The organism is Spirosoma fluminis (genome assembly GCF_054778895.1).
Genome location: NZ_BAAGZD010000002.1, coordinates 192,488 through 212,068 on the forward strand (window position 1 = coordinate 192,488; position 19,581 = coordinate 212,068).

17 protein-coding genes are annotated in these 19,581 nt (G+C 49.2%); 4 read left to right on the forward strand and 13 right to left on the reverse strand.

Going from position 1 to position 19,581, the window contains the following annotated elements; translation table 11 throughout:
* Positions 1-16 precede the first annotated feature (16 nt).
* The 7 genes from ACYVBJ_RS01265 to fusA form a co-directional block, all read right to left on the reverse strand.
* Positions 17-1,264, reverse strand: a complete 1,248-nt coding sequence (locus ACYVBJ_RS01265; protein WP_460980489.1) for an aspartate kinase — start codon at positions 1,262-1,264, stop codon at positions 17-19.
* 104 nt (positions 1,265-1,368) lie between these two features.
* On the reverse strand, positions 1,369-3,303 hold the full coding sequence (gene dxs, locus ACYVBJ_RS01270; protein ID WP_460980490.1) for a 1-deoxy-D-xylulose-5-phosphate synthase: 1,935 nt from the start codon (positions 3,301-3,303) through the stop codon (positions 1,369-1,371).
* Between the two features lie 205 nt (positions 3,304-3,508).
* Positions 3,509-4,432: a rhomboid family intramembrane serine protease gene (locus tag ACYVBJ_RS01275; protein ID WP_460980491.1), complete on the reverse strand. Its 924-nt coding sequence runs from the start codon at positions 4,430-4,432 to the stop codon at positions 3,509-3,511.
* A gap of 2 nt (positions 4,433-4,434) precedes the next feature.
* Entirely contained in the window at positions 4,435-5,214 is a 780-nt protein-coding gene (locus tag ACYVBJ_RS01280; protein WP_460980492.1) for a rhomboid family intramembrane serine protease, read from the reverse strand.
* 35 nt (positions 5,215-5,249) lie between these two features.
* Positions 5,250-7,271 (reverse strand): DNA mismatch repair endonuclease MutL, encoded by a 2,022-nt coding sequence (gene mutL, locus ACYVBJ_RS01285; protein WP_460980493.1) that lies wholly within the window; start codon positions 7,269-7,271, stop codon positions 5,250-5,252.
* A gap of 197 nt (positions 7,272-7,468) precedes the next feature.
* Positions 7,469-7,774, reverse strand: coding sequence for a 30S ribosomal protein S10 (gene rpsJ / locus ACYVBJ_RS01290; protein ID WP_077134125.1), 306 nt, complete (start codon positions 7,772-7,774; stop codon positions 7,469-7,471).
* 311 nt (positions 7,775-8,085) lie between these two features.
* Positions 8,086-10,203 carry an elongation factor G gene (fusA, locus tag ACYVBJ_RS01295; RefSeq protein ID WP_460980494.1) on the reverse strand — a complete coding sequence of 706 codons (2,118 nt, stop codon included), beginning with the start codon at positions 10,201-10,203 and terminating at the stop codon, positions 8,086-8,088.
* 560 nt (positions 10,204-10,763) lie between these two features.
* Here fusA and ACYVBJ_RS01300 point away from each other — a divergent pair.
* Positions 10,764-10,910, forward strand: a complete 147-nt coding sequence (locus tag ACYVBJ_RS01300) for a hypothetical protein (protein ID WP_460980495.1) — start codon at positions 10,764-10,766, stop codon at positions 10,908-10,910.
* A gap of 70 nt (positions 10,911-10,980) precedes the next feature.
* Here the strand turns inward: ACYVBJ_RS01300 and ACYVBJ_RS01305 are convergent, their stop codons facing one another.
* The gene (locus tag ACYVBJ_RS01305) at positions 10,981-11,658 is read right to left on the reverse strand and encodes a LexA family transcriptional regulator (protein ID WP_460980496.1); all 678 of its coding nucleotides are present in this window, start codon (positions 11,656-11,658) and stop codon (positions 10,981-10,983) included.
* 157 nt (positions 11,659-11,815) lie between these two features.
* On the opposite strand from ACYVBJ_RS01305, the gene ACYVBJ_RS01310 reads away from it, so the two are divergent.
* The gene (locus tag ACYVBJ_RS01310) at positions 11,816-13,081 is read left to right on the forward strand and encodes a DNA polymerase Y family protein (protein WP_460980497.1); all 1,266 of its coding nucleotides are present in this window, start codon (positions 11,816-11,818) and stop codon (positions 13,079-13,081) included.
* Here the strand turns inward: ACYVBJ_RS01310 and ACYVBJ_RS01315 are convergent.
* Entirely contained in the window at positions 13,076-13,894 is an 819-nt protein-coding gene (locus tag ACYVBJ_RS01315) for an Fpg/Nei family DNA glycosylase (protein ID WP_460980498.1), read from the reverse strand. The genes ACYVBJ_RS01310 and ACYVBJ_RS01315 overlap by 6 nt on opposite strands.
* A 386-nt stretch (positions 13,895-14,280) precedes the next feature.
* Between ACYVBJ_RS01315 and ACYVBJ_RS01320 the strand changes: the two genes are divergently transcribed.
* Positions 14,281-15,225: a hypothetical protein gene (locus ACYVBJ_RS01320; RefSeq protein ID WP_460976801.1), complete on the forward strand. Its 945-nt coding sequence runs from the start codon at positions 14,281-14,283 to the stop codon at positions 15,223-15,225.
* Positions 15,226-15,312: 87 nt separating this feature from the next.
* On the opposite strand, the gene ACYVBJ_RS01325 is transcribed toward ACYVBJ_RS01320, so the two are convergent.
* The 4 genes from ACYVBJ_RS01325 to ACYVBJ_RS01340 are packed head-to-tail and all read right to left on the reverse strand — an operon-like array spanning position 15,313 to position 18,516.
* On the reverse strand, positions 15,313-15,750 hold the full coding sequence (locus ACYVBJ_RS01325; RefSeq protein WP_460980499.1) for a hypothetical protein: 438 nt from the start codon (positions 15,748-15,750) through the stop codon (positions 15,313-15,315).
* A gap of 12 nt (positions 15,751-15,762) precedes the next feature.
* Positions 15,763-16,647 (reverse strand): transglutaminase domain-containing protein, encoded by an 885-nt coding sequence (locus ACYVBJ_RS01330; RefSeq protein ID WP_460980500.1) that lies wholly within the window; start codon positions 16,645-16,647, stop codon positions 15,763-15,765.
* Between the two features lie 51 nt (positions 16,648-16,698).
* A complete protein-coding gene (locus ACYVBJ_RS01335; protein ID WP_460980501.1) occupies positions 16,699-18,129 on the reverse strand; it encodes a serine hydrolase in 1,431 nt (476 codons plus the stop codon).
* Between the two features lie 12 nt (positions 18,130-18,141).
* Complete coding sequence (locus tag ACYVBJ_RS01340; RefSeq protein ID WP_460980502.1) at positions 18,142-18,516, reverse strand: DUF3887 domain-containing protein; 375 nt, start codon at positions 18,514-18,516, stop codon at positions 18,142-18,144.
* Positions 18,517-18,757: 241 nt separating this feature from the next.
* Here ACYVBJ_RS01340 and ACYVBJ_RS01345 point away from each other — a divergent pair, with 241 nt between their 5' ends.
* Positions 18,758-19,531 (forward strand): hypothetical protein, encoded by a 774-nt coding sequence (locus tag ACYVBJ_RS01345; protein WP_460980503.1) that lies wholly within the window; start codon positions 18,758-18,760, stop codon positions 19,529-19,531.
* The last annotated feature ends 50 nt before the right edge of the window (positions 19,532-19,581 follow it).

Sequence of the window (19,581 nt, forward strand, 5' to 3'; positions counted from 1 at the left end):
TAGTTAAAGTTAACCACTAAACAGCGCCCAAGTCTCGCACTACCAGCTGAACCGTATACCGACTTTTTTGTTCCAGCAATAATTTCTTTTTCACCAGTACCCGGTCGATTGTCCCCTGGTCGTAATAGCGAATGGTGATCAGCTCCAGGCCATCGTTGTAAGTAACCCGAAAGTCTTGTTTTAACTCCTCCAGCAAAGCTGGAATGCGGTCCGGGTTGTCGTCGACTACCACCGAAAAGCTGATGGCCGTGTTCTGCATCAGGTTAATTTTTACGCCCAGTTGAGCAAACCGGCCAAAGATCCGACTTAGGTTATCTTCCGCTATAAACGAAAAATCATTCGGGTGCAGCGAAATTAAGACCTGGTTGATCTTGAAAATGAACGACGGTATAGACAGGTGCTGCTGAAAATCACCGATCACAGTGCCGGGCTTCTCCGGGTCGATGAACGATCGGACGTAAAGCGGTATCCCTTTGTTCTGTAGCGGCTTGATTGTTTTCGGGTGAATCACCGTTGCTCCGTAATACGCCAGTTCGATCGCGTCCTGATACGTAATCCGATCCAGCAGTACCGTTTCGTCAAACCACTTTGGATCAGCGTTCAGTACGCCCGGCACATCTTTCCAGATCGTGACGCTTTTCGCGTCTAGGCAGTACGCGAAAATAGCGGCCGTGTAGTCAGAGCCTTCGCGCCCAAGCGTTGTGGTACGGCCGTCAATAGTCTGCCCGATGAAGCCCTGCGTTATTGTGATCCGATCGGGGTCGATTTTATCCCGGCTACGTTGTTCGGTTACCGTCCAGTCAACACGTCCTTCACGAAATGTTGCATCCGTTTGAATAACCTGCCGCGCATCAACCCATTGAACAGATAAGCCAAGGTGCTGTAAGTAAGCCGCTACAATTTGGGTAGAAAGGAGTTCGCCTACGGAAACGATCTGGTCGTACGATTCATCGTAAGCACCCGCCGATGGTTGACGCAGGAAATCGGCCAATTGGGCGAATGTTTGGTAGACGGCCGAAAAATCGCCCGATAGCTCAGTGAGCATCTGTTCATGGTAAGCCCGTATGGTTTGCAACTGGCTTTCCAGAAGGTCCGTTTGCTGGTCAGCGTAAGCTCTGGCTAAGACTTCCAGCGCATTGGTTGTCTTTCCCATGGCCGATATAACCACGATCACCTGCTGCCCCTGCTGCTGAACAATTTTCGCCAGGTTACGCACCCCAGCCACATCTTTAACCGATGCTCCTCCAAACTTGTAAACTTTCATTGGGTACTCAAAAAATTGTCATTCTGACCAGAGAAGACCTTCACCGCTGACTAGCTGGGGTGAACGCACTTTTCTGATCAGAATGACAAGAAAAAACGAATCGATTAAACAGTAACTGCGCTTCGGGTAAAGAGAAGCTCCCGAACGGCATCGGCTATGCCCTGCGGATCAAAACCGCACTCGTGGTGCAGTTCAATCTGTTCGCCGTGCTCAATAACGGCATCCGGAATACCCAATCGCTTCACACGGGCCATGTAGCCGTGGTTCGCCATAAATTCGAGGACAGCGCTCCCAAAGCCGCCCATGATGCAACCATCCTCAACGGTCAGCACCCGATCAAAGCGGCTAAAAATCTGATGCAGCATTTCTTCGTCGAGCGGCTTCACGTAGCGCATATCGAAGTGAGCCGGGCGAATACCCTCTTTAGCTAACAACTGAGCCGCTTCGACCGCGTAGTTGCCAATGTGCCCAATGGTCAGAATGGCTACGTCTTCACCATCGGCGATCATCCGTCCTTTGCCGATTACCTGCTTTTCGAGCGGAGTGCGCCAATTCGGCATTACACCTTCTCCGCGCGGATAGCGGATGGTGAACGCCTGTTTGCCCTGTTGCACCTCGTCTGACTGAGCCGTGAACATCATATTCCGAAGCTCCTGCTCATCCATGGGAGCAGCGACGATCATATTGGGGATGCAGCGCATGTAAGCCAGATCATACGCCCCGTGGTGCGTAGGTCCATCGGCACCGGCGAAACCCGCCCGATCCAGACAGAAGACTACGGGCAGCTCCTGAATGCAAACGTCATGGATCACCTGGTCGTAGGCACGCTGCATGAAAGTTGAATAAATATTGCAGAACACGACTTCACCCTGCGTAGCCATACCGGCTGAGAACGTAACCGCGTGTTGTTCGGCAATACCAACGTCAAAAGCCCGCGTTGGCATGGCTTTCATCAGGAGATTCATGGAAGAGCCGGAGGGCATAGCGGGCGTAACGCCTACAACACGTGGGTTTTGCTCAGCCAGCTCCACCAACGTATGCCCGAATACATCCTGATATTTCGGCGGCTGGGGCGTATCGTATACCTTCTTTTTAATAACTCCGGTTACCTTGTCGAACAGACCGGGGGCGTGCCACTTGGTCTGGTCTTTTTCGGCTGGTCCATACCCCTTTCCCTTAACGGTCAGAATGTGCAGCAGCTTAGGACCTGGTATATGCTTGAGATCATCCAGAACGCTTACCAGATGGTCGATATCGTGGCCATCAATGGGACCGAAGTAGCGAAGATGCAGCGATTCAAACAGGTTACTTTGTTCCAGCAACGACGATTTGATGCCCGACTGCACCTGCGAGACTAACTCCTGGGCGGTTTTGCCGAGCTTATCCATCTTGCCCAGCAGATTCCAGACCTCATCTTTTACTTTATTATACGTCTGTGAGGTGGTAATGTCGGTCAGGTATTCCCGGAGCGCACCGACGTTCGGATCGATGCTCATGCAGTTGTCGTTCAGAACGATCAACAGATTAGAATCGGTAGCCCCGGCATGGTTCATACCTTCAAAGGCCTCACCAGCCGTCATCGCACCGTCGCCAATCACCGCGATATGGTGCCGTTCGGTATTGCCCTGCAGCTGCGAGGCCACAGCCATACCTAAGGCAGCTGAGATAGACGTAGAGGAGTGCCCAACGCCAAATGCGTCGTACTCACTTTCTTTACGTTTTGGGAACCCTGACAGCCCTTTGTAGAAGCGTTGGGTATGAAACTGGTCTCTTCTGCCGGTTAAAATTTTGTGCCCATAGGCTTGGTGACCAACATCCCATACAAGCTGGTCGTCGGGCGTATTGAATACGTAGTGTAAAGCCACTGTTAGCTCAACTACGCCGAGGCTGGCCCCAAAGTGACCGCCATACACCGATACATCGTCAATAATGAACTGACGAAGTTCATCGGCAACCTGAGGCAATCGAGATTTGTCGAGTTTACGAAGATCGTCGGGAGTGTTGATGGTAGCCAAAAGACTGCCGGGAGTAATCAGCATGTTCGTAGCAGAAAAGCGTCTGTATTACAACAGACGTATAAAGTACAATGTTTCCTTCGGTATTTTTCCCGTTGCTTTATACAGCGAATGTACTTGATTTTTTGTATATTATTAAAAAGTTAAGCCCTGACTGTCTTGAAAATCACTTCGGACAGTCAGGGCTTAACTTGTTAGGTACTTGAAATAATAGCACTGTTAGACAAGCCTAATTACGTTGGCTGGCCCGAAATAGTTTTTGCTTTTCTTCGCGGGTCAGGCTTTCGTAGCCAGAGCGGGATATTTTATCCAAAATTGTATCAACTTCGTCCTGGTCGGGCGTCGAGATTGCCGACGCAGTACTTCCTGCTGTAGCATACGTACTGGCCTGCGTACTGGCACTGCTCCGTTGCCGATACGATACTTTCACGGCTGGCTTGGGCTTGAGCAGGTTGCTCCATCCATCGACTATCCAGTAAATGGGTCGTCCCAGATCGGTACCACTTTGCAGAAGCTTAACGTAGCAGAAGCCCATGATTGCACCACCTAAGTGAGCCAGATTACCACCGGCATTTGCGCCCGCTGATTGAGCAATAGACAGAATGACAAAAAAGAAGACGATGTATTTGATTCGTACGGGCCCAAAGAACAACAGGTGGAACGTATAGTTGGGCAGCAGCGTAGCGGCACCCACAGCTACTGAGAACGCAGCGGCTGAAGCACCGAGCATGTGTGCTAATTGAACGCGACTTTCAAAGTAAGGCACCAGATTGTACATAGCCAGAAACAGCAGGCCACCGGCTAATCCTCCCATAATGTATAACCCGATCAACCGACGACTCCCCAGATATTCATCGATTAACCGACCAAACCAGTACAGAAAGAGCATATTGTACAGAATGTGGAATATCTCTTCGTGCGAGAAAAAATAGGTAATGAGCGTCCAGGGCCGATGCAAAAAAGTAGTGATCGATCCGGGAATCGTCAACTGTTCTAAAATCAAATCGTATACAATCTTCTTCTCGGCCATTGTTAGACTTACTTTAGCTAACAACAGCACTAAAAATACAACGGTATTGATCAATATAAGCTGAACCAACGTATTGTTGGGCTTATTGAATTCGCTTCGAAAATCATCTAACAACCCGCTCATCACTAATAAAACGTTTTTCGTTGTGAACCCCAGTATTTAACCAGTATGTATGCAAACAGCATGCCGCCTATATGAGCAAAGTGAGCTACGTTGTCAGCCTGCGACTGATAGATACCTGAATAAACTTCCATGGCCCCGTAAAAGATAACGAGGTATTTTGCCTTAACCGGTATAGGTGGAAACAATAAAAATAACTGAGTGTTTGGAAACAATAGTCCGAACCCCATTATAACCCCAAATATAGCACCAGATGCCCCAACCATCGGTTGGTTCACCTGTTCGGTATAGATCCCGTTTACGATACGGACTGTGTACTCCTGAATCTTGGCATCTCCCGGAAACTGCTGATACTGCTCGATCACGGTAGTCAGCTTGTCGTATAAAGACGATGCGTGCGTATCCACAAAATTCAAAAAACCGTCGGGCGTCGGGTTCATCCGGTACTCACGAACAGCTGCGTATACGTCGCTAACCTCAAAATAATTTATACCCGAAAACAACAGGGCAGCTCCCAGTCCCGTAAAGAAATAAAAGAATGTGAACCGACGCGGCCCCCAAAACCGCTCCAGCATTGGCCCAAATACAAGCAAACCGATCATGTTACTGAAAATGTGACCGAAACCACCGTGCAGAAACATGTGTGTCAGTAATTGAATCGGGTTAAATCGTTCTGACAAAAATGAGTGCAGCCCAAATTGTTGAATAACAGTCTCATTCGTAAAAAAAAATACCAGTACGTTTAATAATAGTAACGTGCGAACAACCGGAGTAAGATCAAACATTCGTAGAGGACAATTTACCCCGAATAACTCAATTTTTAGCGAAAAAGTCCCGCAATCTTATCCAACGTCAATACAACCGTTATGGGTTCACCGGTTGGCGTATAGCTGGGATTGTCGGACGCAAACAACTGATCCACCAGCGCTTTGCACTCCGTTGAACTCAAACGCACGGCATGGCGACCAGCCGAACGACGGGATAATGAGCGAGCCAGCAACTCAATCCGATCTAATTTTAGCCGCCCGGTATCGGCCCGAAGCTGCGCCAGCAAATTAGCGAAAAGTTCTTCTTCGTTTTCGCCCGTTGTTAAAGCCGGAACGCCCCGGATCACAAAGGTATTTTGCCCCAACTCGTCGAATTCGAACCCCAGGCTAGCCAAGTCATCCCGCAGCTCCAGAGCGAGTTGAAAATCAACCGGCGTCAAGACAACCGTTTTCGGAAACAGAAGCTGCTGCGACGAACCGCTGCGTTTAGTCAGGGCTGAATGGAACTGATCATACAATATTCGCTCGTAGGCCCGTCGCTGATCGATCAGCATCATGCCCGATTTAACGGGAGCCAGCAAATACCGATTCTGTATCTGAACGATTGTTTCTTCGCCAATTTGCGGGGTTTCGTGCTCCTGGGTTTCAACAACCTGCAACTGATTGGCGCGGCTCCCCAACGTAACAGGCCCTACTTCAGGAACAGGTTGATCTTCAGTCGGAGCCGATGCGGGTTTAGCGGTGCCCAGCCAGTCGTCTTCTGCGGACTTATCCACTTGTGCCGGGTCGCTACTCGGACTTACGCCCTCGAACAAAGCCTGCCAGTTATTCACCGACGGCTTTTTGGGGATATCAAAACTTCCTCCAGCGGCTTTGTCCAGTGAACTTGTTCGCGACGAACTCCGCTCACTTATGGGTTTTGTTATAGGATCGGGGCTACGTTCGACCTGACTGCCAGTAGCCCACGAAGCAGTAATGGGCCGGACTGCATCCGGCTTATCGGTACCTGCTGGCTTGGCAACGCCCGCTCCCCGGCCACCCGACAAGAAATTAACATCCGAATCAAAATCGAGTGACGGAGCCAGGTTATAAACCCCAACGGCTTTCCGAACGGCCGCCATCATAATTGCGTACACGGAGCGTTCGTCGTCGAACTTTATTTCTGTTTTTGTTGGGTGAATATTGATGTCAATGTGCGACGGATCGATGTCAATAAATAGGACGTAGAACGGATGACTTCCTTCGGGCAATGTTCCTTCGTAGGCCCCGATTACCGCATGATGCAGGTAATTATGCTTTATGTACCGGTTGTTTACGAAGAAGAACTGCTCGTTACGTGCTTTTTTGGCCGACTCGGGTTTACCAATGTAACCGCGCACGGTAACGTAAGGCGTTTGCTCTTCACAGAAGTTTAACTGCTCGCGGTAGCTCTTGCCGAACATATCAATGATCCGGCGACTCAGTTTACCGGCGGGCAGGTTGTAAATCTCCTGATCGTTATGGAACAGCGAGAAGCCCACTTCGGGGTTGGCCAGGGCCACGCGTTGAAACTCATCGAGGATGTGCCGCATCTCAACCGAGTTCGACTTTAAGAAATTACGGCGGGCCGGTACGTTAAAAAACAGGTTTTTTATGAGAAGATTGGTCCCTGGGAGGCAGGAAATAGCCTCCTGCGTTTTTACGTCCGACCCCTCAATTCGTATAAGTGTCCCTAATTCGTCTTCGGCTCGCCGGGTTCGCATTTCAACCTGCGCTACGGCCGCAATAGAAGCCAGGGCCTCACCCCGGAATCCCATAGTACGAATCCGGAACAAGTCATCTGACGATCGGATTTTAGACGTAGCGTGCCGTTCAAAACTCATCCGGGCGTCGGTTTCAGTCATACCGGCCCCATCGTCCACGATCTGGATCAAGTTCCGGCCGGCTTCCCGAATGATTACCTGTATCGATTTAGCTTTTGCGTCTACTGAATTTTCGAGCAGTTCTTTCACGACCGATGCCGGCCGCTGAACCACCTCACCAGCGGCAATCTGGTTGGCTATCGAGTCCGGTAAGAGCTGTATTACATTTAACATAACGAATTATAGCAGCCTTACGTGGCGTTTTGTCGTACTCTACAATATACAAAGAAAATAGGTGGCTAGTGCCTATAATTCAGATAAAATACAAAACCAGACGATGCGCTATGAACCAGGCGAAAACTGAAAATGCCGCAAGCACAAAACAGGTCAGTTTCATACTTGCGGCATTGATAGCCATTAGCCAGGAGTCATTAGACTTTAATCTCTACGTCAACACCGCTTGGCAATTCCAGCTTCATCAACGCGTCAACCGTTTTGGCACTGCTGCTGTAAATATCAACCAGACGCTTGTAGGTGCAAAGTTGAAACTGCTCCCGCGCTTTCTTGTTGACGTGGGGTGACCGCAGTACGGTGTAAATTTCTTTGTCAGTTGGCAGCGGGATAGGACCGCTTACAACCGCACCCGTTGATTTGACCGCTTTTACGATCTTTTCTGCCGACTTGTCAACCAGCATGTGGTCAAACGACTTCAGCTTAATGCGAATTTTTTGGCTCATTGTGTTTTGGTTCGTTATTTGGAAACAGGACCGTCGAAAGAACCATTTACTCCGACCGCCCTTGAATTGGCCTGCAAAGGTACGAAATAGTGCTGGCTTTTAAGCCTTTACTTTTGTTTTTTTCTCTACAAGTGAGCTAAACGCAAAAGCTTACTGATCTCGTTTTTTCGAGAAAACGTTCAGCCTGATAACGACGAACAATGCGCGCCGACGTAACGTTTCTGGTACGTAGTAACATTACGTCAGGCGTTATAGATCAAAAAGGGCACCTAACGTTAGGTGCCCTTTTTGATCTATAATATGCGTTACAATTACGCTTTCACCGTACCTTTTTCTTTAGCAACTACTGCTTCCGAAATGTTCTGTGGTACAACTTCGTAATGCGAGAAGGTCAGGTTAGCCGTAGCACGACCCGACGACATCGTCCGAAGGTCTGTTACGTAACCGAACAGTTCAGACAGAGGTACGTCAGCTTTGATAACCTGCGAACCTGCTTTAGAATCCATTCCTTTCATCACACCCCGGCGACGGTTCAGGTCACCTGTGATCGGACCGGTATATTCTTCTGGCGTCAATACTTCAACAGCCATGATTGGTTCGAGCAGTTTCGGACCAGCCTGGCGGGCAGCCTCACGGAAGCCCAGACGAGCTGCCATTTCGAACGATAGCGAATCGGAGTCAACGTCGTGGTACGAACCGTGGAACAACCGAACTTTCATGCTTTCGAGCGGGAAGCCAGCCAACGGACCGTTTTTCAGCGACTCGTCAAAACCTTTCTGTACAGCAGGAATAAATTCGCGAGGAATTACACCACCAACAATACCGTTTACGAACTCAAGGCCAGGCTGAACAACACCCGTTTCGTCTTCACCACGTGGTCCAAGTTCAAACACGATGTCGGCAAACTTACCGCGACCGCCCGTTTGTTTCTTGTATACTTCACGGTGTTCAACGTTCTTGGTCAGCTTCTCTTTGTAAGCAACCTGAGGTGCACCCTGGTTTACTTCTACCTTGAACTCACGACGCATCCGGTCGATGATGATCTCAAGGTGAAGCTCACCCATACCACGAATGATGGTCTGGCCGGTTTCTTCGTTCGACTCAACCTTCAGGGTTGGATCTTCTTCGATCAGTTTACCAATTGCTTTCGAGAAGTTATCCTGATCGGCCGTTTTCTTCGGCTCAATCGCGTAACCGATAACGGGGTCGGGGAACACCATCGATTCGAGAACAATCGGGTTCTTCTCGTCCGACAACGTATCACCCGTTTTGATGTCTTTAAAGCCAACTACCGCACCGATATCACCTGCTTCCAGGCGTTCGATTTGATTTTGCTTGTTAGCGTGCATCTGGAAAATACGAGAGATACGCTCTTTGTTACCCGAACGATTGTTCAGGATATATGAGCCAGACTCCAGCACACCCGAGTACGAACGCACGAAGCAAAGACGACCTACGTAAGGGTCAGTCGCGATTTTGAACGCCAGGGCCGAGAACGGCTCAGCCGACGAAGGCTTCCGCGAGATCTCTTCACCCGTATTTGGGTTCGTGCCTTTGATGCTTTCTTTGTCCAACGGCGATGGCAACAGAGCCATCACGTAGTCGAGCATGGTTTGCACGCCCTTGTTCTTGAACGACGAACCGCAAAGCATTGGCACGATTTTCATGCTGATGGTCGCTTTACGAAGAGCCGCCAGGATTTCATCTTCCGAGATCGACTCAGGATCTTCGAAGTATTTCTCCATCAACGAATCATCGAACTCAGCAACGGCTTCGAGCAGTTTCTCACGCCATTCGGTAGCTTCCTCGAGCATATCATCCGGAATAGGAACAACCTCGAAGGTCATGCCTTTATCAGACTCGTTCCAAACGATACCCCGGAAGTTAACCAGGTCAACGACGCCTTTAAAGTTATCTTCTTCACCAATCGGCAATTGAAGTGGAACAGCGTAGCTGCCCAGCATTTCTTTCACCTGCTTGCACACATTCAGGAAGTCAGCCCCCGAGCGGTCCATTTTATTCACGAAGCCCAGACGAGCTACGTTGTAATTGTTAGCCAGACGCCAGTTGGTTTCTGACTGAGGTTCGACGCCATCAACGGCGCTGAAGAGGAACACCAGCCCATCAAGAACGCGCAGCGAGCGGTTTACTTCAACGGTGAAGTCAACGTGGCCCGGTGTGTCGATGATGTTGATGTGGTACTTTTTGTCCCGGTAGGTCCAGTCGACAGTTGTAGCAGCTGAGGTAATGGTAATACCCCGTTCCTGCTCCTGCTCCATCCAGTCCATTGTGGCGGCACCGTCGTGAACCTCACCGATCTTGTGGCTTACCCCGGCGTAATAGAGAATACGTTCGGTAGTAGTTGTCTTACCCGCATCAATGTGGGCAGCGATACCGATGTTTCTCGTGAAATTTAAATCGCGAGCCATTAGCTTGTTATACTGAGAGTTATTTAATTCTAAAACAGCAGGAAGGGGCCGATGAGTTCGCCTAACGGCACCTTTTCAAATCAGGTCGCAAAATTACTGAAAGCCAATAAGAAAACAAATACAAATGCGAAAAATAGGCCGGACACTTGTTCAGCTACTTTCTATCTTTTGTCCAATATTGGCGGGTCCTGAACAAGATTCATCAACCACTGTAAAACCAGGCGTGGCTTTGCTACGTATTGAATACCGGAAGGCGATTATCTATTAGAGCAGGTCTATATAGTTTTAAGAAATTCAAGGCGAGCAGCGAACCTGTCTTTTTGTTTTTGTCAACTCTGCATTCTGCTTCCAGGCTGGAATCTTTATCATAACTTACTTCATGCAGAATCCTTATCTGCTCCCGCTCCACACGGCTTGGCGGTATGCACGACCGGAAAACGACAATATGTATTTGTTTACGTTTTGTTTGTGCTGGCCGATATAGCAGCAGCCTTATACCCTCTTTTTTTAGTTGGTTGGGGCTGTTGAGTCCGCTCAACGTAAAGATACCCTAGTTGCCGATGTTCGATTCTATTTACATTCTCCGCAACGGGCGAATCGTTAACGATGGTAGCTTTGTCGGTCTCCGGCAATGTAGCGTCCTGTTTCAGGAAATGTGGGCGAATCAGAAAGAAGCTCCACAAACCGAAGAACGACTGGAAGCGTAATTCTGCCAATGGTTTAACATAATATAGCCCCGCCAGTGCGCACTGGCGGGGCTATATTATAGACGAGGCCTTACTCCACAGGAGCTTCTACGATGGTTACTATTTTCCAGAGGCCCCGGATGTCCTGAAGCGGTACCGTTACGTTGCCACCGTTCGGATTATCGGAGTGAAGCGTCAGGTATTTGCGGGTTAAGAGCTCGTTGTCGCGGATACGTTTCACTACGAAGTAGTCCCGATACATAACCGCGTACACCCCGCCCGACTGATATTCCCAGTCGCTTTCGCTGACCGGTACAGCCAGCACTTTTGCGCCGTGCGCTAGCTGCGGGCTCATGCTGTTTCCGGAAATCTCCAGGACAACCGCCCGCTTATGCCCTTTCATCACGGGCTTCCTGATTCGGAACATCTCCATGTCAGCATTATTAATGCCATCGGCGTAACTCTCCACGAAGCTGGCGTAGAAACGTACCGGCACGAACGGAATTTCCAGCGTGTCCTCATCGGAAGTCATTAACGTAGCGTTTGCTTCCGGTGAGTTCAAGATGGGCAGAATACCCCGAATCAGGTAATCAGCGCTGATCTGAGGATAACAGGCCAGTAAGCTCATAATCGTATCGTACGACGGCTTGGCGCGACCATTCAGAATATTGTAAAACTTCGACGGGTTCTCGCCTAACTCTTTGGCTATCTGATAAATCGTTATGCCTAATGCGTCGAATATATGCTTCAGTCGATCTTGTATGCTCATGGCTTCATTAATTTTTTCTGAACATTTCTCCATGGAGTGAGTATGGATATGTAGTAAATATAATATAAGTAAAATATATTGCACTTGTATTAGCCCAAAACTACGATAATTGCTGATCATTCGTGCGAATATCAACGGCTTTTTATCTAATAATACAATGAACCGAAATCGACTTGGAAACTACACCCAGTCAACCATCCTGTTTGTTGACATGAATAGCTTTTTTGCTTCCTGCGAACAACAGGATAATTACTGGCTGCGCGGCCGTCCCATCGGCGTTTGTGTGTATACAGGTCGGCAAGGTTGCGTTATCTCACCTTCGGTAGAAGCCAAGCGACGGGGCGTTAAAACGGGCATGCGTCTGGACGAAGCGATGAGTGTATGCCCTGAACTTATCCCCGTTGAAACGCACCCATCCCGATACCGGGATTATCACGTCAAAATCATTACCGAACTTCGCACATTTGCCGATGATGTTGTTCCAAAAAGCATCGATGAAGCCGTCATTGATTTGACCAACTACCAGCAGGCTTACCCCGATATGCGGCAGGTTGCGCTGGCCATAAAAGCTGCCATACGTAACAAAGTTGGGGATTGGCTACGCTGCTCGATCGGGATTGCCCCAAACGTGTTTTTAGCGAAAGTAGCATCCGATATTCAGAAGCCGGATGGGTTGACAATGATAACGCCGGAGACAATTGACGACGTATTACGTCCACTACGGCTTACCGACTTACCCGGCATCGGCCATCGAATGCTGGCCCGGCTTGAAGCGGGTGGTATCTACACGCCACTGGATTTGCGGTATGCGTCTCCCGAGCACTTACGAGCCGTTTGCAAGAGTATTATCGGCTGGCACTGGCACTTGCGCTTAAACTTTGGCGGAGAAGTTGACCTTGGGGCGAATGACGAATATAAAAGCATGTCGGCCATGCGTACAATCTCTGCTGAACAACGGAACACTCCTGAACGATTAGACGAATTGCTTCAGTCACTTTGCCTGACTCTCGAACGGCGTATGGTGCAAAAAGAGGTGTTTTGCCAGGACCTATCGTTCTCCTGCCGATACCATACGGGTAAAACATATAATTATGAAGTACGCTTCCCAGAACCCAAACAAGACGGCCCCGAACTCTACCAGATCATCCGTCAGCGGCTCGACAAATTTCAGGAAACACACCAGTGCGAACCGGTTCTGAACGGGCACTTACGGAGTATGTGCGTTGCCGTTTTCAGATTCATTCCCGCTGAGGTAGTGCCGCTTAGCTTATTTGAGAACTCATTACGTAAAGACAAGTTCCGGCAAACGCTTTACGATATAAAGGCTAAGTTCGGCACCGACAAGCTGATGCGCGCCACCGAGCTGCGCGACAACCCCATCTACCGCGACGTAATTGGCTTTGGAAATATTAAAGATTTATAGATTCACCTGCTCTTTTGGACAAAAGAACGTAGTGCGTCCGCCAACAACAGTCCGTTCAATTCGGGTGGCACAGCGCGGACAAAATTTATGGGCTTCGACATCGTCGTACGGCGAATCGTCCCACTCACGGACGTGGATCAGAAAGCTGTTCGGAAAGTCACGGTACGTTGCTTCGTAGCGGATGGCTGTTTCCAAAACCAGCCGGATAGCTTCATGCAGTAGCACCAATTGACTGTCCGTTAAAGTATCTGCCCGTTGCTCGGGATGGATAAATGCCTGAAACAGCACTTCGTCAACAATCCAGTTTCCTAAGCCTGCCACCACACTCTGATCGAGCAAAACGGGTTTGATCAGGGCTTTTTTCCGCCGAATACGTTCCGATAATTCAACAAGGGAAATATCCAGGGCGTCTTTACCAATCTTCTTACGCTGAAGGAACGTATCAATGTCATCGACCAGCCCTACCCGTTCGAACTTACGCGGACACAGAAAACCCAGGTTAAACCCACTGCCGAATTCAAACACAATCCGTGCAAAGCGGGGCCGGTCGAGGGAAGCGTGATAATAATCAAGGTCGCCGGTCATGCCGAAATGCATGTGCACCGTTACGTTGGGATCATCGGTTTGCACAAACAAATTCTTGCCTACCCGCCGGGTTTGGATAAACGACCGCCCCGTTAGCCTGGCAACCAGTGTTGAATAATCGGTGGTCAGCAGTTTTTTATCTTCCACCTCAATATGAGTGATCGGCTGATAGAGCGACGACGTTTCCAGATACTGTCGCCGAATTTCAACTTCAGGTAATTCAGGCATTATTTATCTAATTTTTTATTGACAAAATACTGTACATCAGGCTTTCATCCGAAATTGACCAAAATCGTATTTACGGCCTTAAATTGCGTAATTACCGTCCTCGCTTTTATCTATTAAGTGGTACCTGAACCGATTACGCAATCGCTATCTTGCAGGAGTTCAGACCATTGGCGGAAAACTTTTTTTCAAGGCAATCAGTTGTTGACAACAATACCCTGGTATAAGTCAGCGTTTCGTCTTTATGTTTCATCCGTAAACGGACCATTCTGTAGCAAAACTTTACTTTTCTTAGCCACTACTACACGGAAAATGCAGCAACCTCTACACAACCGCAAGTGCGGCCTTTTTATGAATGTGCATGTTCAACTGTTAAACTGAAGATTGCTATGGAGAACAATCCCCAAAAACCCAGAACGAATGGTGCCCTGTTAGCAGCCCTGATTATTATGACAGGTCTGGCTGGGGTGTCAAGCTATTTGTATTTCGACCAGAAGAAAGTATCGGAGAACCAGGAGGTAACGATTTCGGAACGCGTTGAAGAATTATCGACAACCCGCGTCAAACTGGATTCGATTTCCTCGGCTCTTGATGCGAAGATTGCTGAAGTACAAAAACTGGGTGGTGATATTACCGAACTTGAAAAAGTACGGGCTCAACTGGAACAGGATAAAGCGGCATTACGTCGTGGAAACCGCATTTCGGCCGTTTCGCTTGCCAAATACGAAGGCAAAATCAAGCAGTATGAAGCGTTCCTGGTCGAAAAAGATTCGCTGATTTCCAACCTACAGCGCGAAAATGTTACGCTGGCGACGAACGTTAAAGTTCTCGATGAAGAAAACACGGGGCTGAAGACTGAGCGTCAGAAGCTTACCGATTCGGTCACAACCGTAATCGCTCAAAACCAGGAGTTGAGCACCAAGGTGACCCGCGCAGCCGCCCTGAAAGCCCAAAACGTAAAGGTGTTTGCGGTTAACGCGAAAGGTAAAGTGAAAGAGGATGACGCCTATAAAGCAAAACGTTTAGACAAAATCAAACTGGTTTATACGCTGCTCGACAATCCGCTGACCAAAGAGGAACCGAAAGACGTATATGTTCGAGTGCTTGACCCAACCGGTGCGGTCGTGTCAGATATGGCCAATGGCTCTGGAACATTTACGGTTGATGGTAACGAGACGATCTATACCACCAAACAGACCATTAATTACACCAATAACGGCCAGAACGTCGAACTGCTTTATACACGAGGCATTCCGTATAAGCCGGGCAAATACACCGTAGAACTGTACGCCGAAGGTTTCCGGATCGGAGCCGGTGAGTTTGCAGTCCGGTAGTTAACTGCCCCTCCAGATACCAAAAGCGCGGCACCCAACGGTGCCGCGCTTTTTTATGTATTTTCGGTTTGTGTAATCGCTGGTCTGTTACTGTTTCACTCCGGTAAAATAGAACAAGGTATCGGGTTCCTGAACGATCGATAACCGAAGCAGTTGGCCCTGCTTTTCCATCCCGCTGTTTGTGAAAATCCGCTCGGTCTGTAATGTACCAATGCTTGCGTCCGCCGTCTTCAGTAGAATAGCGTCGGCCTGACGGCTTAAGCCAATCTGCGGGATCTTCGTACGGTCATTGGCGGAGGCCGACCTGGTATAAACCAGCGTTACGGTACTGTCTGATTCAGGGGTCAACTCAACGTACGGTAACTGCCCGGCAGGCACAGCCACCCGCGATGGATCCAGAAATACATTCGTTTTATAAGTACCGGCCACATGGTCGACTAACGACGCGTTTGGTTGAATATCGTGATCCTGCTGACAGGACATCAGGCAAGCAGCTAAGGCGAAGACAGGTACCTGTGTTTTCATGGGCGGATATAGTTACTGAATAGATCCATCTGAGCCCGCAAGCGTTGCCGTCTCAGGTGTTTTTTTTCCAACATGTTCAGCCGAGGAATTACCTATTGACTCTTCTTCGGTCTCTGTTTCAGCTTTACGTACCCAGACCCGCATGTCGTTGAGGGTCATTGATCCGAATTGCGTGGTAAATGCTACGTCAGCGGCATCACGACCGTAGGCGACTGTGATTCGATTGCCCCGTGGTTCCTGTTGGGTAGCATCGAAGGTATACCACCGATCGTCTACGAAAGCTTCAAACCAGGCATGAAGGTCCATCGGGTCGAGTTCGTACAAGTAGCCGACCACCATACGGGCCGGAATGTTCAGGGCCCGGCAGAGTGCCATGCCCAGGTGCGTGAAATCACGACAGACCCCCACACGGTTGGCAGCGGTATCTACCGCCGAGGTACTGACATCGCTGGCCCCGTATTGATACGTTACATGATCGTGAATCCATTTCCGGATCGCTTCAACCTGGTCATAGCCCGGCTCGGCACCTTCGGTAATCTGAGTGGCTAAATTCCCTAGTTGATCCGATTGACAGTATCGGCTCGGTAGTGTATAGTGCAATACGCTGTCGGGCAGTTCTTCGACGGGGGTATAGGGTGCGCCAAGCGTTACGTCGATGACATCGGCGGTTTGGACAGTAGCCGCGAAATGAATGGAAAACGGCCCCTGAGGAGCCACCAGCCGCTGGCACAGGTTACCGTAGATGTCGGTGAACTCCGTTACGTTAACCGAAGGTGTTATCTGGTATTCTTCGCGAACAATCCATTGCCCCGCCCCTGATCGGGGACGTAACATAAGCACTAAAGGAGTGGGGCCGTGCGCTTCGAACTGAAGTTCGCAGCCAGCGTTGAGTAACATGCTGTATCTGGTGAATGGTTTTCTAGGTAATGCGTAGCTGTTCGGTTTTGTTCAAAGTGAAGCGGCTTTAATTAATTTCCAATCTAAACCGTCTAAAGGCACCGATACGGAGTTCGTTAGTATAACTACTCCCGTCTTATTAGCGGGATTAAATCCTATAAAGCTTCGAAAGCCGCCGGTTCCTCCGTTGTGCCACAGCCAGCCGGTTCGGTTAATGATATGCCAGCCCAGGCCTATTGCCTCAACTGGGTTTTTACCGTTGAATGTCTGCTGGTGGGTTAGCTCAAAATCATGAACTAGTGCGGACGAAGCTTTGCCCAGATTAGCCTGAAGATACCGTAACAAATCAGCCGTCGTGGACCGAATGGCACCTGCACCAGCCAGCGCCTGAAATGTCCAGTTCGGTGTTATCAGTCCACTTTCATCATAGCCAATCGCCATATTCGTGCTGTCGCCTGTGTTCAGCGTAATTTTTGTCTGCTGTAATCCAATCGGTTCACTAATTACCCGCTTCAATAGCTGCTCATACGACTCACCAGCCTGACGCGCCAAAATAGTACCCAACAGGCCAGTCGCCAGGTTCGAGTATTCATAATTGGTACCGGGCCGATACCGAAATTTGGGTTTCATTAAACAGGAGAACAAGAGTGGTTCAGTATACACAGCATACGGGTTCCGGATTGTAAACCCTGTCCCGGTATTCCAGTTACTGGCCATCCGCGGCAGACCTGACGTATGATTAGCCAGCATTTTTAACGTCACCGCAACGCCTTTATAGGTCAATACTGGAATCGAGTCGGGTAAGTAGTTGCTGACCGGATCATCTAACTTCACTAAGCCGCGTCGAACAGCATCGGCTAATAAGGTCGCGGTAAAGGTCTTACTAATTGATCCAATCTCAAAAATGGTTGCTTTGCCTGGAACACGTCCTGTCCCTTTTACCGTTTCCCCATAGCCATAAGTAAACAAGCTGTCGTTACGTAGAATACCTACACTGATCCCCACAGTCTGAGTATTGGTAGTGTAATCACGTAAGGCGGCATCAACTTGCCGGTCAAGGGCTGTACGGAGCGGATTGTTCGTTATTACCTTCGCCGACCGGATTATGGCGGTTTCCCGCAAAGGTTGAAGCGCAAACAGGGCGATTTTCTTCTGCTGGTCCAGATTCAGCAGAAAGTCCATGGTTGCCTTCTCGAAAAAGGCTTTGGAGTGAAACGTGCTGCCGATTAGTACAGGCTTCTCCGACAATTTCCATTTGCCCAGGCTAGCAACAGCTCCCGTGATGAATGCGTGAAACTTGCTTTCCGAAACTTGCTGTTGGAACAAGCCATTGGTCATTGCATACAGTTTTTCGGGCTGGTTAGCGTTATATGCGTTTCGCACCAGCACCTCAGTCGAATCCAGTGACTGACTAATTGGCGACTGCTGCGCTGTGGCAGCAAATGAGCTTAGACAGCTAAGGACGATAAGCAAGCGTAGCATCGGCAGGCAGAGCTATTCCAGCGGCTTGAACAGGAACGTTTCAATTTTGCCTTCTTTATTCTGACTGACATAGAAATCGAGAGCTGCCAGCGCGAACGTAGCTTTATAGCGCGCAATTCCGCCTTCCATCCCTCTGGATTCGAGCGATACCCATTTACCGAGCTGGCTCGTTAGCTGCGCCATAACCTCCTTCGTCTTCTCCAGTGAAATTTGCTGCCTGAAGCCTGGTCCCATCAGGGCATACAGCGAGTCGGGTTGATTGGTATTCATAAACCGCTGCGAGAGCTTGGCGAGTGAATCAAGCTTAATGGCTTCGGCAGACTGGGTTTGAGCCGAAGCAGAAACAACCAGCAGAGTGAGAACTACCCCGAATGCAATACGTATCATCAATAGAGGATTTTAGTTTCAGTCAAAGGTAGGCGGTTTACTACGGTTTATTGCGGCCGTTTATAAAAGGGACCTGGGTTTTACCTTAATGGCAATTCTGCCGGACAAACGGCTTAGAACAGGATTTAAGTAAGAAAAGAATCGGCCTACGCATTTTTAAGTTTGATGATCCATTCTGTTATATAATATTCTGCTACGTAGTATATTTACAATATAAAGTAACTACCGTTTGTACGAACTGATGAACACTAATTCTGAATTGATCGCTGGGATTTACAACTACTGCGACACCTGGTGTGAGCGGTGTCTGTTCACCAGCCGTTGCCGCAGTTTTCAAATCCAGTCGGAAACGGGTCTGACAAAGCCGTTGGAGAACGGACCCGATCTGGTACAGCAATTAACCGAAGCACTGGCCTTAACCAAGCAGTACATCGACAACTTAACGCAGAAGTCAGCACAGGACAGTCCAGAGGCTCCGACTGAACAGCAGGTGCAGGCTTTGGAAGAAAAAGCCGTCGAACGTACTGACTCCGTAGGGCAGTCGATCCGTCACCATACCGCTGTTTTATTAGCCAATGAATATATGCGGTTGAGCGGTTTATGGGCTAAAGAAGAAAATAACCTATTGGAGCAGGCGGGTCAGCGGCAGCTTCACGACGTTGAGCTTGGCCTACGGACGCAGGAAGAAGCGATGCCGACGCTGCATGCCCTCAAAGATGCCTGGGAGATGCTGCGCTGGTACCGAACTTTAATTCCGGTCAAAACACAATCTGCATTACGTGCGCTGGCTGAACCCAGCAATAACGCTCTGCTGCAAAATTATCACTTGGGCAAAGCGAAACTGGTGCTGGTCAGCATTGACCGGTCGCTGATGGCCTGGGAAACCATGATTCAGCATTATCCCGAAAAAACGGACGACGTACTCGATATGCTGTCGCTGCTAAGTCGGTTACGCCGGGAGATGGAAGGAAGCTTTCCGGACGCCCGAGCTTTCAGACGCCCAGGGTTGGATTGAACCGCTCTTCGCCCACAACAAAGCCTGGAATTACGTCAGTAATCGACTTA

Coding starts and splice junctions, on each gene's coding strand:
- ACYVBJ_RS01265 (WP_460980489.1), bottom strand. CDS start 1,264: ATGAAAGTTTACAAGTTTGGAGGAGCATCGGTTAAAGATGTGGCTGGG.
- dxs (WP_460980490.1), bottom strand. CDS start 3,303: ATGCTGATTACTCCCGGCAGTCTTTTGGCTACCATCAACACTCCCGAC.
- ACYVBJ_RS01275 (WP_460980491.1), bottom strand. CDS start 4,432: ATGAGCGGGTTGTTAGATGATTTTCGAAGCGAATTCAATAAGCCCAAC.
- ACYVBJ_RS01280 (WP_460980492.1), bottom strand. CDS start 5,214: ATGTTTGATCTTACTCCGGTTGTTCGCACGTTACTATTATTAAACGTA.
- mutL (WP_460980493.1), bottom strand. CDS start 7,271: ATGTTAAATGTAATACAGCTCTTACCGGACTCGATAGCCAACCAGATT.
- rpsJ (WP_077134125.1), bottom strand. CDS start 7,774: ATGAGCCAAAAAATTCGCATTAAGCTGAAGTCGTTTGACCACATGCTG.
- fusA (WP_460980494.1), bottom strand. CDS start 10,203: ATGGCTCGCGATTTAAATTTCACGAGAAACATCGGTATCGCTGCCCAC.
- ACYVBJ_RS01300 (WP_460980495.1), top strand. CDS start 10,764: ATGTTCGATTCTATTTACATTCTCCGCAACGGGCGAATCGTTAACGAT.
- ACYVBJ_RS01305 (WP_460980496.1), bottom strand. CDS start 11,658: ATGAGCATACAAGATCGACTGAAGCATATATTCGACGCATTAGGCATA.
- ACYVBJ_RS01310 (WP_460980497.1), top strand. CDS start 11,816: ATGAACCGAAATCGACTTGGAAACTACACCCAGTCAACCATCCTGTTT.
- ACYVBJ_RS01315 (WP_460980498.1), bottom strand. CDS start 13,894: ATGCCTGAATTACCTGAAGTTGAAATTCGGCGACAGTATCTGGAAACG.
- ACYVBJ_RS01320 (WP_460976801.1), top strand. CDS start 14,281: ATGGAGAACAATCCCCAAAAACCCAGAACGAATGGTGCCCTGTTAGCA.
- ACYVBJ_RS01325 (WP_460980499.1), bottom strand. CDS start 15,750: ATGAAAACACAGGTACCTGTCTTCGCCTTAGCTGCTTGCCTGATGTCC.
- ACYVBJ_RS01330 (WP_460980500.1), bottom strand. CDS start 16,647: ATGTTACTCAACGCTGGCTGCGAACTTCAGTTCGAAGCGCACGGCCCC.
- ACYVBJ_RS01335 (WP_460980501.1), bottom strand. CDS start 18,129: ATGCTACGCTTGCTTATCGTCCTTAGCTGTCTAAGCTCATTTGCTGCC.
- ACYVBJ_RS01340 (WP_460980502.1), bottom strand. CDS start 18,516: ATGATACGTATTGCATTCGGGGTAGTTCTCACTCTGCTGGTTGTTTCT.
- ACYVBJ_RS01345 (WP_460980503.1), top strand. CDS start 18,758: ATGAACACTAATTCTGAATTGATCGCTGGGATTTACAACTACTGCGAC.